Annotated in this window: 16 protein-coding genes; 10 read left to right on the top strand and 6 right to left on the bottom strand. The window is 39.8% G+C overall.

Annotated features, from left to right (window positions below):
* Positions 1-2 precede the first annotated feature (2 nt).
* From JOC74_RS01680 to JOC74_RS01690, 3 genes are all read right to left on the bottom strand, one after another.
* Positions 3-212, bottom strand: a complete 210-nt coding sequence (locus JOC74_RS01680; protein WP_053602664.1) for a DNA-dependent RNA polymerase subunit epsilon — start codon at positions 210-212, stop codon at positions 3-5.
* 548 nt (positions 213-760) lie between these two features.
* Positions 761-1,315: a peptide deformylase gene (gene def, locus JOC74_RS01685; protein WP_053602665.1), complete on the bottom strand. Its 555-nt coding sequence runs from the start codon at positions 1,313-1,315 to the stop codon at positions 761-763.
* A 165-nt stretch (positions 1,316-1,480) separates the two neighbouring features.
* Positions 1,481-1,603: a YjcZ family sporulation protein gene (locus tag JOC74_RS01690; protein WP_082363727.1), complete on the bottom strand. Its 123-nt coding sequence runs from the start codon at positions 1,601-1,603 to the stop codon at positions 1,481-1,483.
* 236 nt (positions 1,604-1,839) lie between these two features.
* Here JOC74_RS01690 and JOC74_RS01695 point away from each other — a divergent pair, with 236 nt between their 5' ends.
* The 5 genes from JOC74_RS01695 (at position 1,840) to lpdA (ending at position 7,883) form a co-directional block, all read left to right on the top strand.
* On the top strand, positions 1,840-2,514 hold the full coding sequence (locus JOC74_RS01695) for a YkyA family protein (protein WP_053602666.1): 675 nt from the start codon (positions 1,840-1,842) through the stop codon (positions 2,512-2,514).
* 396 nt (positions 2,515-2,910) lie between these two features.
* Entirely contained in the window at positions 2,911-4,026 is a 1,116-nt protein-coding gene (gene pdhA, locus JOC74_RS01700; protein WP_053602667.1) for a pyruvate dehydrogenase (acetyl-transferring) E1 component subunit alpha, read from the top strand.
* Positions 4,027-4,029: 3 nt separating this feature from the next.
* Entirely contained in the window at positions 4,030-5,007 is a 978-nt protein-coding gene (locus tag JOC74_RS01705) for an alpha-ketoacid dehydrogenase subunit beta (RefSeq protein WP_053602668.1), read from the top strand.
* 124 nt (positions 5,008-5,131) lie between these two features.
* The gene (locus JOC74_RS01710) at positions 5,132-6,466 is read left to right on the top strand and encodes a dihydrolipoamide acetyltransferase family protein (protein WP_053602669.1); all 1,335 of its coding nucleotides are present in this window, start codon (positions 5,132-5,134) and stop codon (positions 6,464-6,466) included.
* A 4-nt stretch (positions 6,467-6,470) separates the two neighbouring features.
* Positions 6,471-7,883, top strand: coding sequence for a dihydrolipoyl dehydrogenase (gene lpdA, locus JOC74_RS01715; protein WP_053602670.1), 1,413 nt, complete (start codon positions 6,471-6,473; stop codon positions 7,881-7,883).
* A 79-nt stretch (positions 7,884-7,962) separates the two neighbouring features.
* On the opposite strand, the gene JOC74_RS01720 is transcribed toward lpdA, so the two are convergent.
* The gene (locus tag JOC74_RS01720) at positions 7,963-8,343 is read right to left on the bottom strand and encodes a hypothetical protein (RefSeq protein WP_053602671.1); all 381 of its coding nucleotides are present in this window, start codon (positions 8,341-8,343) and stop codon (positions 7,963-7,965) included.
* Between the two features lie 509 nt (positions 8,344-8,852).
* On the opposite strand from JOC74_RS01720, the gene JOC74_RS24050 reads away from it, so the two are divergent.
* From JOC74_RS24050 to JOC74_RS01730, 3 genes are all read left to right on the top strand, one after another.
* Positions 8,853-9,116 (top strand): polysaccharide deacetylase family protein, encoded by a 264-nt coding sequence (locus tag JOC74_RS24050; protein WP_053602673.1) that lies wholly within the window; start codon positions 8,853-8,855, stop codon positions 9,114-9,116.
* Positions 9,117-9,156: 40 nt separating this feature from the next.
* On the top strand, positions 9,157-9,453 hold the full coding sequence (locus JOC74_RS24055) for a polysaccharide deacetylase family protein (RefSeq protein ID WP_053602674.1): 297 nt from the start codon (positions 9,157-9,159) through the stop codon (positions 9,451-9,453).
* A 209-nt stretch (positions 9,454-9,662) separates the two neighbouring features.
* On the top strand, positions 9,663-9,794 hold the full coding sequence (locus JOC74_RS01730; protein ID WP_082363730.1) for a GapA-binding peptide SR1P: 132 nt from the start codon (positions 9,663-9,665) through the stop codon (positions 9,792-9,794).
* Between the two features lie 43 nt (positions 9,795-9,837).
* Here the strand turns inward: JOC74_RS01730 and JOC74_RS01735 are convergent, their stop codons facing one another.
* On the bottom strand, positions 9,838-11,304 hold the full coding sequence (locus tag JOC74_RS01735; protein ID WP_053602675.1) for an aminotransferase class I/II-fold pyridoxal phosphate-dependent enzyme: 1,467 nt from the start codon (positions 11,302-11,304) through the stop codon (positions 9,838-9,840).
* 424 nt (positions 11,305-11,728) lie between these two features.
* On the opposite strand from JOC74_RS01735, the gene JOC74_RS01740 reads away from it, so the two are divergent.
* Positions 11,729-11,998: a UPF0223 family protein gene (locus JOC74_RS01740; RefSeq protein WP_053602676.1), complete on the top strand. Its 270-nt coding sequence runs from the start codon at positions 11,729-11,731 to the stop codon at positions 11,996-11,998.
* A 16-nt stretch (positions 11,999-12,014) separates the two neighbouring features.
* Here JOC74_RS01740 and JOC74_RS01745 read toward each other — a convergent pair whose 3' ends face one another.
* Positions 12,015-12,659 carry a YktB family protein gene (locus tag JOC74_RS01745; RefSeq protein WP_053602677.1) on the bottom strand — a complete coding sequence of 215 codons (645 nt, stop codon included), beginning with the start codon at positions 12,657-12,659 and terminating at the stop codon, positions 12,015-12,017.
* A gap of 241 nt (positions 12,660-12,900) precedes the next feature.
* Here JOC74_RS01745 and JOC74_RS01750 point away from each other — a divergent pair, with 241 nt between their 5' ends.
* A complete protein-coding gene (locus JOC74_RS01750; RefSeq protein WP_053602678.1) occupies positions 12,901-13,089 on the top strand; it encodes a YkzI domain-containing protein in 189 nt (62 codons plus the stop codon).
* Positions 13,090-13,126: the final 37 nt, after the last annotated feature.

Below are 13,126 nucleotides of genomic sequence, written 5' to 3' on the forward strand. Positions count from 1 at the left end.
TGTCATAACTCCAATACTTTAAAATTTTCATTTTTTCTTTCATATTCTAAAAACGCTCCTTCAACCTTTTGAATAAATTCAATGTTGTAGTTGCGGCTTTTTAACAATCTTCTTACTTCACGTTCAGTAGAAGCTTCGATGTACACAGAATCTGTATTTTCACGTACAGGTACTTCGTCAGCTCTTTTTTGAAAAAACACCTTATAAATCATTCATATCTCTCCTAACTGCCGATTGTTCAATTGGTTCTCTCTATTATATTCGAAAACAAATGATAAAGAAAGCCGAGTGAAAAAAAAGGACCCTTTGAATCGGAGAAGGGCCCCTTTTAAGCAATTGATTTTCTTCTTAACATATCGTTCCATTGCCTTTTTAATTTTTTTCGCAGTTTTTTTAACATGTAAATGTCCTCCTTTCTTAAGCTCTCCCTAACTTTCACTAGCATGTCCGTTCTGCTTGCCTAAAGCCGGATATGAATGGAAATGAGAGAAGGAGCTATAGAAACCTCTGACATGGAATTTTGTCTTTAATTAAAGTATATGATGAATCGCCTAATTGTTACATGGTTAATAATGGATATTCCGTGAAAATGATTCAAAAATAATATAAAATGAGTCTCAAGTCCCGCTGCATTTGAAAAGCCAGCTTCAAGGAAGCCGGCTTGTTAACTGCTTTTTGTATTTTGCTTTTTTTACTTGCTGCAAGTCGTTGCGATCAGGCAAAAAAACTAGAGGGTGTCAAGCTGTAGCGGGTTCAGAACTTATCTTTCAATCTGAACTGCGTCATCAGGCTCATGGAAGGGATTTTCCTGATTGATATGGTCATAGAACATGACACCGTTTAAATGGTCGATTTCGTGCTGGAATATGATGGCCGGAAATCCTTTCAGCCTGATATCTACCTGCTCGCCTTCCAGTGATGTGCCCTTTACTCTGATTCTTGTATATCTTGGTACGTAGCCCGGTATTGGCTTGTCCACTGAGAGACAGCCTTCACCCGAAGCCAAATAACTTTTTTCCACAGAATGGCTGACGATTTTTGGATTGATTAAGGCATAGTCATATACTTTTCCATCTGTGTCCTCCGCGTAAACGGCTATCATCCGTTTGTTTACATTAATTTGCGGAGCTGCAAGACCGACGCCTGCACGAAGTCCGTACTTTTCAGCAGTCTCCTTATCTTGGCTGTTTTTTAAGAATTGAGCCATTTTAATTAATATTTCTTTATCCTCTTCGCCGATAGGAAGCTCCACTTCTTTTGCAACAGTACGCAAAGAAAGGTGACCATCACGAACGATATCATCCATAGTAATCAACAAATTCACTCCTAAGCTTTACTCTATATTGTGATTCCCGCAATAAAAAAATGAAAAAAACATTTGTTTCTTTATATGTAAATTATACGGGTGTCCTTTATGTCATGCAATAAAATTGATGAGGCCAGCCTTTTTAGGTTGATAGGCTGGCCGGTTGAAATGGGTTTAGTACTGTCCCAAATAAGCAGCTCCGACAATAATTAACAGGATGAATAGAACAACGATTAACGCAAATGTGCGGCCGTAACCGTAACCGTACCCATAACCTGGATAGCATCCTCCATACATAAAAAAGACCTCCTTTTTTTACGCAGCCTATTTGCAAGTAGGCATAGCGTCTACTATAACCTATGTAAAAGCGGATAAGATGTATGGTCTAATGCCCACGTAGTGAAAAATTTCCCGTTCTAAATAATTCGACAATCCCATAAACTTTTTGCGATATGCAGCTGAAAGAATTCAACGGTTGTCAAACGTAAAAATAAATTTTATAGTTGAATTTGTCAGGATAGGGGGAGATTTGTTTGAATTTGACTGTAAGACATCTTTCTGCCGGGTTGCTGTCTGTATGCATTTCCGGGGTGTTTTTAGCCGGCTGCTTTGGAAAAAGCCCTGAAGAAAACGTCAAAGGAAGCCTGGAAAACGTCGTTAAAATCGAAGAGAACTTTAAAAATGAGCAAAAACCGCTAAAAGATCTTGAAACAAATGAGCATAAATTGTTTGAAGAAATGATGCGACTCAGCATGGATGACTTCGAAAAAATTGTTTCTTTATCTCAGGATGCTTTGAAAAATGTAGATGAGCGGGAAAAACGCATGAAAAGTGAAAGAGAAAGCATTTTGAAAGCAAAAGAGGAATTTGATTCGGCAAAGGAATCCGCTTCGAAGATTCGAGACGAAAAAATAAAAGAAAAAGCAGAATTGGCAGGGGCATATATGGAAAAACGATACGGAGCGTATGAGAATTTGTATAAAGAATACTTAAATGCCGCCAGCCTCGACAAACAACTGTATACCCTTACCCAAGATAAAAATGCAACAATTGAAGATTTGGAAAAGCAAATTGATAAAATCAACAAATCCTATGAAGATGTGATTAAAGAGAGCGAAATGTTTAATCAATACACGGATCAGTATAATGAAGCCAAAAAGGAATTTTATCAAACAGCGGGTTTTAAAGAAGAGAAAAAGGAAGGCTGATCAAACAGTCTTTTTTTCTGTATTCATTTAAGTGATACAGAACCTATTTTTATACTATAACAGATTATTCAGTTTTCCTGATTGTAAAAAAATGAAAACACTTCCGGTGAATGAAAACGCATAAAAATCTTAATGTAAAGGAATTGACTCACATTCTTAATTTGGTGTAAACTTAGCGTGAAGATGTGAGTTGTATTACTCAAATTTTAATCATGAATAGTACAGATTCACATAAGCGGACGGAATCTGCCTATAGAAGATGTCTAGATGACTTCTCTTAAGGCAGCTAATATTATTTTATGAGTCGTAAATGCGTATTCAGGGTATTCTATATACGCATATAAAATGGTACCCGTCAAATTAACTGGCTAAAAGAAAGGAAGAGGTGACTTTAGTATGGCTGCAAAAACGAAAAATCAAGTTGTTGACAGCAAGAAGCAATTTGATGCCATCAAAAAGCAGTTTGAAACGTTTCAAATTTTAAATGAAAAAGGCGAAGTGGTTAACGAAGCTGCAATGCCTGATTTATCAAATGATGAATTAAGAGAATTAATGCGCCGTATGGTGTATACACGTATTTTGGATCAGAGGTCGATCTCTTTAAACCGCCAAGGACGTCTTGGATTCTATGCCCCTACGGCTGGTCAAGAAGCATCTCAAATCGCTTCTCATTATGCCCTTGAAAAAGAAGATTTCGTTCTTCCAGGGTATCGTGATGTACCTCAATTGATTTGGCACGGACTTCCGCTTTATCAAGCATTTTTATTCTCCAGAGGACATTTCAGAGGAAACCAAATGCCTGATGACGTGAATGCACTGTCACCACAAATCATCATTGGAGCACAATTTGTGCAAACTGCAGGAGTTGCTCTCGGAATTAAAAAGCGCGGTAAAAAATCTGTCGCTATCACATATACAGGAGACGGCGGAGCCTCTCAAGGCGATTTCTATGAAGGAATTAACTTTGCCGGCGCATATAAAGCTCCTGCGATTTTTGTCGTGCAAAATAACCGCTATGCGATTTCAACACCGGTTGAAAAACAATCGGCTGCAGAAACAATTGCCCAAAAAGCGGCAGCTGCTGGAATTACAGGCGTTCAAGTTGACGGAATGGATCCTCTTGCTGTTTATGCCGCAACTCGTGAAGCTCGTGAGCGTGCAGTTAACGGAGATGGCCCTTCATTAATTGAAACATTGTGCTTCCGTTACGGCCCTCATACAATGGCGGGTGACGATCCAACGAAATACCGCACGAAGGAAATCGAAAACGAATGGGAAGCGAAAGATCCATTGGTTCGGTTCCGCAAGTTCTTAGAAAGCAAGGATCTATGGACTGAGGAAGATGAAAATAAAGTAATTGATGCAGCAAAAGAAGAAATCAAAGAAGCGATTAAAAAGGCTGACGCAGAGCCGAAACAAAAAGTTACTGATTTGATTTCTAATATGTACGAGGAGCTTCCAGTAAACCTCGTAGAACAAATGGAAATTTATAAAGAGAAGGAGTCGAAGTAAGCCATGGCGCAAATGACTATGATTCAGGCAATCACTGATGCGTTACGCACAGAACTGAAAAATGACGAAAACGTTCTAGTTTTTGGAGAAGATGTCGGTTTAAACGGCGGCGTTTTCCGTGCGACAGAAGGATTGCAAAAAGAATTTGGCGAAGACCGCGTATTTGACACGCCGCTTGCTGAATCTGGTATCGGCGGCCTTGCTTTAGGTCTTGGCTTGCAAGACTTTCGTCCGGTAATGGAAATTCAGTTCTTTGGATTTGTATATGAAGTAATGGATTCAATCTCCGGCCAAATGGCAAGAATGCGATATCGTTCCGGAGGTCGCTGGAATTCTCCTGTGACCATTCGCTCTCCATTCGGAGGAGGGGTGCATACGCCGGAACTTCACGCGGACAGCTTGGAAGGCCTTATGGCACAGCAGCCGGGTGTGAAGGTTGTTATTCCTTCATCTCCTTACGATGCGAAAGGGCTTTTGATCGCTTCTATTCGCGACAATGATCCAGTTGTATTTCTTGAGCACATGAAGCTTTATCGTTCATTCCGCCAAGAGGTGCCTGAAGAAGAATATACAATTGAAATTGGAAAAGCAGAAGTAAAACGTGAAGGTTCTGACCTTTCAATTATTACTTACGGTGCGATGGTTCATGAATCATTAAAAGCGGCTGAAGAGCTCGAAAAAGAAGGGCATTCAGTAGAAGTGGTTGACTTGCGCACTGTCAGCCCGCTTGATATTGAAACAATTATCGCTTCTGTTGAAAAAACAGGACGCGCGGTCGTTGTTCAGGAAGCGCAAAAACAAGCTGGGATCGCGTCTAACGTAGTAGCAGAGATCAATGATCGGGCAATCTTAAGCCTTGAAGCTCCTGTATTGCGCGTAACTGCGCCTGATACTGTATTTGCTTTCTCTCAAGCAGAGAGTGTATGGCTTCCAAACCATAAAGATGTCATTGAAACAGCTAAAAAAGTATTAGAGTTTTAATGCAGCTTTAGGACAGAAAAAAAAGAAAATCAGAAACGATTTGTTTCTGATTCTTCTTTTCTTAAGTCTTAGGCGTATACCGTCCTTACACTTACAACTATATTTTATTAGGAGGTCGTAAATAGTGGCATTTGAATTTAAGCTTCCGGATATCGGTGAAGGTATTCACGAAGGTGAAATTGTAAAATGGTTCGTAAAACCAAACGATGAGATCGAAGAGGATGACGTACTTGCAGAAGTCCAAAATGACAAAGCAGTGGTAGAAATCCCTTCACCTGTAAAAGGAAAAGTATTAGAATTAAAAGTTGACGAGGGAACTGTAGCAACTGTTGGACAAACCATCATTACCCTCGATGCTCCGGGCTACGAAGATCTTCAATTTAAAGGCAGTGATTCTGACGATAGCTCAAAAACAGAAGAGCAGGTTCAATCAACTGCTGAAGCGGGTCAGGACGTTGAGAAAAAAGACGCGCCAGCTGATAAGCCTGAAGGTGCTACAGGAGCAGGAAACCAAGCGCAGGCAGATGACACAGGTTCTGATAAACGTGTGATCGCAATGCCATCTGTTCGGAAATTCGCACGTGAAAAAAATGTGAATATCGGGCAGGTTAATGGTTCCGGAAAAAATGGCCGTGTATTGAAAGAAGATATTGAAAGCTTCTTAAATGGCGGCAGCCAGCAGGCTGAAGCTCCAGCTGAAGAAACTAAGGAAGCAGCACCAGAACAAAAATCTGCTCCGGTTGTGTCTGAAGGCGAACTACCTGAATCCCGTGAGAAAATGAGTGGAATTCGCAAAGCAATTGCTAAAGCGATGGTAAATTCCAAACATACAGCTCCTCACGTGACGTTAATGGATGAAGTAGATGTTACGAAGCTTGTGGCGCATCGCAAACAGTTTAAACAAGTTGCAGCTGATCAAGGTATTAAGCTTACTTATCTGCCTTATGTGGTAAAAGCTCTTACATCAGCTCTTAAAAAATTCCCTGTACTAAATACATCTTTAGATGATAAAACAGACGAAATCGTACAGAAGCATTACTTTAATATCGGAATTGCAGCAGATACTGAAAAAGGTCTTTTGGTTCCAGTTGTTAAAAATGCAGATCGCAAATCTGTATTTGAAATCTCAGATGAAATTAACAGCCTTGCTGTAAAAGCACGTGATGGAAAGCTTGCACCAGCTGAAATGAAAGGTGCTTCATGCACAATTTCAAATATCGGATCTGCAGGCGGCCAATGGTTTACACCTGTCATTAACCATCCTGAAGTTGCGATTCTTGGAATTGGCCGTATTGCTGAAAAAGCAATCGTCCGTGACGGAGAAATTGTCGCAGCACCAGTATTGGCAATCTCTCTAAGCTTTGACCACCGTATGATTGACGGTGCGACTGCTCAAAACGCTCTTAACCATATCAAGCGTTTGCTTAATGACCCACAATTAATATTAATGGAGGCGTAATTAAATGGTAGTTGGAGATTTTCCGATCGAGACAGATACTATAGTTATTGGTGCGGGTCCTGGCGGCTATGTGGCTGCGATCCGTGCCGCTCAGCTAGGACAAAAAGTGACGATTGTTGAGAAAGGCACTTTGGGCGGAGTTTGTCTAAACGTTGGCTGTATCCCTTCAAAAGCTCTAATCTCTGCAGGACACCGTTATCACGATGCCCAGCATTCTGATGACATGGGAATTTCAGCTGAGAATGTAAAAGTTGACTTTTCAAAGGTTCAAGAGTGGAAGGGTTCTGTTGTTAACAAGCTTACTAGCGGCGTGCAAGGGCTGCTTAAAGGCAATAAGGTTGAAATCGTCAGCGGTGAAGCGTATTTCGTCGACAGCAATAATTTAAAGGTCATGGATGATAAATCTTCTCAAACGTATACATTCAAAAATGCCATTATCGCAACCGGATCTCGCCCGATCGAGCTTCCGACCTTTAAATACTCTGAGCGCGTAATTAATTCTACCGGGGCATTGGCTTTAAAAGAAATTCCGAAAAAACTTGTTGTTATCGGCGGAGGCTACGTTGGCACCGAGCTTGGTACTGCTTATGCGAACTTCGGTACAGAGGTTACGATTTTAGAAGGTGCAGATGAGATTCTGCCAGGTTTTGAAAAGCAAATGAGCTCACTTGTCAAACGTAACCTTAAGAAAAAAGGCAACGTCGATATCCATACGAAGGCTTTCGCAAAAGGCGTTGAAGAAACGGAAAGCGGAGTAAAAGTATCCTTCGAAGTGAATGGCGAAGAAAAAACGGTTGAAGCAGATTATGTGCTTGTCACTGTGGGACGCCGCCCGAATACTGATGAGCTTGGTTTAGAGCAAGTCGGTGTTGAATTAACAGAAAAAGGCATCGTCAAAACAGATAAGCAGCTGCGCACAAGCGTTTCCAATATTTTCGCAATCGGCGATATTGTAGAAGGACCGCCTCTTGCCCATAAAGCATCTTATGAAGGAAAAATTGCTGCAGAAGCGATTGCAGGTGAGGCTGCAGAAATTGATTACTTAGGAATCCCTGCGGTTGTCTTCTCTGAGCCTGAACTTGCTACAGTTGGTTATACTGAAGCACAGGCTAAAGAAGAAGGAATTGAAGTGAATGCTTCCAAATTCCCATTTGCTGCTAACGGCCGTGCGTTGTCACTTAACAGCACTGACGGCTTCTTAAAACTGATCACTCGTAAAGAAGACGGACTTGTCATTGGTGCACAGGTTGCTGGTGCAAGTGCATCAGATATGATTTCTGAGCTTGGTCTTGCAATTGAAGCCGGAATGACTGCTGAAGATATTGCAATGACGATTCATGCTCACCCGACATTGGGAGAGATTACTATGGAAGCTGCCGAAGTTGCAATCGGAATGCCTGTCCATATTGTAAAATAACGAAAAGACCCATTTTCATGGGTCTTTTTTCATTCACACACAAATATCTTGTGGCGCACATTTTAGCTCGTGAAAAAGTTTACTCCGCTGCTTCAAGAGCATCATAAAAACGGTTATAGATTTCATCTTTTTCATTTGCGCTTCCTTCTACCTTCTCTACAACTTTTTCATTATTAACGAGGATCAAGCACGGGATTGTATCCACTTCATTCTGCCATCCGTCGGTTTCTTTCAACACCTCCATATTTCCAATTTGATCTGGAAAGTGCTTCTTAAGGTCCAAAATTGCATCATAATAAACGACTTCTTCTTCTATATTTTTTTCATCGGAAAAAAATATCAGCTGCTCATTTTCTAATTCATCAATCTTGTCATTCTGTCTGGGTATCCCTTGAGTAATTGAGCAGCCGCCCAAAATAAATACGAGTGCGAACATGGTGAAAATTATACGGGCAGGCATCTATTCACCTCTTTATAAGATTTAAAATAAGTAATTAGAACGATGTGTCAATTGTAATGTCACCATTTTAGCATGCTGACAGAAATGCTAGAGCGATGTTATGTATTTGTTACAAAAATGAAAATCATACTTTATAAATGAAAAACAATGGACAAACTTAGGAAATATCTTTTTCGGTTTTCTATGGGGAGCATTCTGATTTTGAAAAAATAATTTTACCTATGACATAATGACAAATTATTGATATCATTCCTTATAATGACGATTCAATATCAATGGAGGTTTCAAAATTGAAGCATGTTTTTTTATTTGATCTTCTTGTCATTATTCATTACCGGATGCAATGCAGCCGAACCTCAGAGCAACGATACCCCCAAAGAAAAAATTGAAGTTCAATCAACTAAAAAAGAATCGAATGAAACGGAAAAAGCAAAGAGTAACAGGCGACTGCTACTAAAAAAGAGAAGGAATCAGGTAAAAAAAATCAAAAAAAGCATGAAAAAAAATATGTGGTAGATTCAAAGGATTACTCGATTCAGCCAATTAAAGGCACAGAGGCGGATTCGAAAATCGTCCTGCTTACGATTGATGATGCTCCAGATCAAAACGCTCTTGAAATGGCGAAAATATTAAAAAAAATGAATGCGCCGGCTGTCTTTTTTGTTAATGTCCATTTTTTATCAAGTGACGAAAGCAAAAAAGTGCTCAAGAATATCCATGAGATGGGTTTTGCAATCGGCAATCATACGATGACGCATAAAAATTTAAAATAGCTTTCCGAAAAAAAGCAAAAGGAAGAAATTATTGAGTTGAATGAACGAATCAAAAGCATCATCGGGGAAAAGCCGGCTTTTTTCAGGGCAGAATAGCAAAAAATTGGCTGCGGATGAAAAAATGATCTTCATGAATTGGACTTACGGATACGATTGGGAAAGCGATTATCAAACAGCTGATGCATTAGCTGATGTGATGACTAACAGCCCCTACCTTAAAGATGGGGCTAATCTATTGATGCATGACCGAATCTGGTCAAAAGATGCGCTTGAATCTATCGTAGCCGGGCTAAGAGATAATGGTTATCGTTTAGTTAATCCCAATGAAATAAAGTAAAACCGAAAATAGCAAGAAATACTTTCATGTCATATGGAATAAAATGAATTGATAAAACCATACATCCTATGTATGGGTTATTATTTCATAACACATTTATTTTAAATGTGTTATACGAAATTAGGTATTGACAGTATAAGTATAACATATTAATCTAATGATAAATTAATAAAACGCTTCCAAAAAAACATCGGATCGGGGGACTGAAGTTGGGAACGATTATTTGCAGCGATTGTAATGAAACCATTCAGTATTTTGATGACGAAAAAGTGACAGTTCTTTATGCCAGCAGCAAGAATTGCTTTTGCCATGTAGAAGAGGAAGACAGCGACAAAATATGAAGAATAACCGCCAGACCACATGTGGTCTGGCGGTTATTTCTCCTTAAAGAATAGCTTTTTGCTCTTTTATGACACGAATTTGCTGAAGTGTGTTGTCCTCAGGACCTTGAACAGGCAATCCAGCTTCTTGGTTTTTGTAAATATACGAAATGTTTTCCTCTGAAATGACTTCTCCTGGAATAAAAATAGGGATTCCCGGCGGATAAACCATTACAAATTCTGCGATAATCCTGCCGACGGCCTCTCTAAAAGGGATAACTTCCGTATTAGCGTAAAAAGCTTCACGCGGAGATAAAGCTAGAACCGGGATCTCAGGAAGGATAACGTCGGTGTGCGGCTGGCATTCAGATGATATGGAATGACGCGAGATCTCTGTTAAGGCATGAACGAGCGCGTCGCAATTTTCTTCGCTATCACCTGGAGTAACAATACATAAAATATTGTATAAATCAGAAAGCTCGACCTCAATATTGTACTCTCTCAATGCTCTTTCAACCTCATAGCCTGAAAGTCCCAAATCTTTAACAGAGATGATCAGCTTCGTTGGATCATAGCTGAAGGTTGCTCCGGAATGCACAATTTCTTTTCCGATACAGTTGATTCCGCTAATTTCATTTATTCTGCAGCGGGTTTTCTCAGCTAGCTTAATCGTTTCGCTGATCATTTTTTCACCTTCAATGGCAAGCTGCTTTCTTGCCGTATCCAATGAGGCAAGCAGCAAATAGGAAGTAGAGGTGGTGGTCAGCATGCTTAAAATCGTCTGTATACGATTTTTTGATACCAATCCTTCTCTAACATTTAATATAGAGCTTTGCGTCAGCGATCCTCCAAGCTTATGGACGCTCGTTGCCGCCATATCGGCCCCTGCCTGCATCGCAGAAAGAGGGAGCTCGTCATGGAAATGAATATGAACGCCATGTGCTTCATCAACTAGGACCGGAATCGAATAAGAATGTGCAAGCTTTACGATTTGACGTAAATCCGCTGCGATGCCAAAATAGGTCGGATTAATTACAAGAAGCCCTTTCGCATCAGGATGTTCTTGTAGTGCTTTTTTTACGCTTTCGGGAGTAATTCCGTGAGAGATACCCAGTTTCTTATCGATTTCCGGATGAATAAACACAGGTATTGCTCCTGAGAATACGATTGAAGACATGACAGATTTATGAACGTTCCGCGGAATAATGATTTTATCCCCCGGTCCGCAAACCGTCATCACCATCGTCATTATCGCGCCGCTTGTACCTTGGACTGAGAAAAAAGTATAATCAGCCCCAAAGGCTTCTGCAGCAAGGTCTTGAGCTTCTTTAATGATTCCTCTTGGCGCATGCAGGTCATCCAAGGGTTCAATATTAATTAAATCTATCGATAACGCATTTTCACCGATAAAGGATCTAAATGCAGGGTCCATTCCTTTTCCTTTTTTGTGCCCTGGTATATGGAATTGGTGCGGATTGGAATTTGCGTGTTTTAGCAGCCCGTCATACAAGGGCGTATCTTGTTGCGACAATTTATTTTCCCACCTTCATTTCTATGGAGAATTCGTTACATATTGTATGGTATCCCTTCAAATCAGCTGCGATTTAAATTAAGAATAGCCTTTATGTTTAGCTTTCGTTCATTTATCTGATTGTTAGGCGAACCGCCCCTAGCTTTTACGGGGAAGTATATCTCTATCTGTTCTTTCCTTTAAAGCGGGGTAAAACAAAAGAATTATATTATGTTCTTGTAAGAATGTAAAGATGATCGTATCATTTAAATGAAAAAGCATAATGGGGCAATGTAATATTCGCTAAAAAGGTGAAGTTTCATTCATTTATCCTGCTGTTTTTCGGAGGCTGTTAACACTGGCTTCTCCAGAATCCAAAGCGCAGGATAAAAAATGAGAAATAAAGAAACCTTATAATGTACAGCTGTAAAAGGAGTGAACTGAAATGGATTATTCCTATCCGATGAATTATGATTGGAAAACGGAAGAAACACTTGACGTAATCCAATTTTTCCAGTGCGTTGAACAGGCTTATGAAAAAGGGATAACTCGGGAAGCATTCATGGACGCATACAAAAAATTTAAAAAAATCGTCCCAAGCAAATCTGAAGAAAAAACACTATATAAGGAATTTGAACAATCAAGCGGCTATTCTTCTTACCATGTTGTAAAAAAGGCCATTGATGAAAGAGAAAATCGAATTCAGATGAATTAAAAACAAGCTGACAACATCAGCTTGTTTTTTGAATTTCTTTTTGCAGCAGGCGGTAAAGGTAAGAGACTTCCGTGAATGCTTCCTCAATCGCCGATAAAAATTCTCGGTTATTCATCTTCATGACATCTTCTTTTGGGATGGTAATGCCGCATAGCAGCTCCGCTTTTTTTATCGTTTGGAGCCTTTCCATCAAAGTTTTGAGCTGTTCGGATGACAATTCTCTGTGAGGGCTGGTATCCGGTTTCGTATGGTCAGCCGACCAGACGAAGTTTTCAGGAATGTGCTGTGATATATCCTGAAGGTGATCTTCAAATAAACCACCGTACTCTTTTTTAAGAGGAGATTCGTAAATCAGTGCAAACCAAACAAATACATGGGTTTTCCATAGCCCAATTTGGAAATGAGGAAGCTTTTTATATCCTCTTTTGCTATTCGAAAACGCCACCCAGCTGTCTTCTGGCGGGTTGACTGATCTTCTTGCGTGTTTTGCCACATGTACATACATTTCATCGTTTGTTAATCCTTGAAGGATAGGCGCAAAGTATTCCCCTAGATTTTCGAGCTTTGGCCGGACCGTTTCTTTCAGAACATCCATCCGGGCATCGAGGCCATCAATCTTAAATGTATCAAAGTCTTTTTTCGTGAATTTTAGCTGAGACATTGGTTACCTCCTTTTACAGGCATTATTGTAACACAACTTTTAATCATTATTTATGAGAGAAAACTTGTTGAGTTTATATTGTTAAAAATAGTGGTATATAAGAGATAGGTGAACACACAATTTTACGATTGGCGTTACAGTTGCAATTCGCATTCATAGAATATATAAAGAAATTGGATAATAAACATAAGGTTAATTCAGCAGTGTGCATGAGTCAAATCTCGGGAAGGGGCGAAAGGCATTGAAACAAATCGTCAAGCATGGCCAAAAAGAAATTAAAAGCAACCGTGTAGCCGTTTGGAGATTAGAGGTAGACTATGAGCTTGCCACACTTTTTGAAGCGTTACAGAAGCAGGATGAAGAGCAAATTGAATACAGCAAACGAAAACTTGAACGTTTAAGAAAAGAATGGATCAGGCTTAACGCATAAAGTGGAAAAAAAGCGAACCGGTTTTAAAGGGTTCGTT

The sequence above is a fragment of the Bacillus capparidis genome (assembly GCF_017832095.1).
In the GTDB taxonomy this organism is placed as follows: domain Bacteria; phylum Bacillota; class Bacilli; order Bacillales; family Bacillaceae; genus Bacillus; species Bacillus gobiensis.

Coding starts and splice junctions, on each gene's coding strand:
- JOC74_RS01680 (WP_053602664.1), bottom strand. CDS start 212: ATGATTTATAAGGTGTTTTTTCAAAAAAGAGCTGACGAAGTACCTGTA.
- JOC74_RS01690 (WP_082363727.1), bottom strand. CDS start 1,603: ATGTATGGAGGATGCTATCCAGGTTATGGGTACGGTTACGGTTACGGC.
- pdhA (WP_053602667.1), top strand. CDS start 2,911: ATGGCTGCAAAAACGAAAAATCAAGTTGTTGACAGCAAGAAGCAATTT.
- JOC74_RS01705 (WP_053602668.1), top strand. CDS start 4,030: ATGGCGCAAATGACTATGATTCAGGCAATCACTGATGCGTTACGCACA.
- lpdA (WP_053602670.1), top strand. CDS start 6,471: ATGGTAGTTGGAGATTTTCCGATCGAGACAGATACTATAGTTATTGGT.
- JOC74_RS01720 (WP_053602671.1), bottom strand. CDS start 8,343: ATGCCTGCCCGTATAATTTTCACCATGTTCGCACTCGTATTTATTTTG.
- JOC74_RS24055 (WP_053602674.1), top strand. CDS start 9,157: ATGAACGAATCAAAAGCATCATCGGGGAAAAGCCGGCTTTTTTCAGGG.
- JOC74_RS01740 (WP_053602676.1), top strand. CDS start 11,729: ATGGATTATTCCTATCCGATGAATTATGATTGGAAAACGGAAGAAACA.
- JOC74_RS01745 (WP_053602677.1), bottom strand. CDS start 12,659: ATGTCTCAGCTAAAATTCACGAAAAAAGACTTTGATACATTTAAGATT.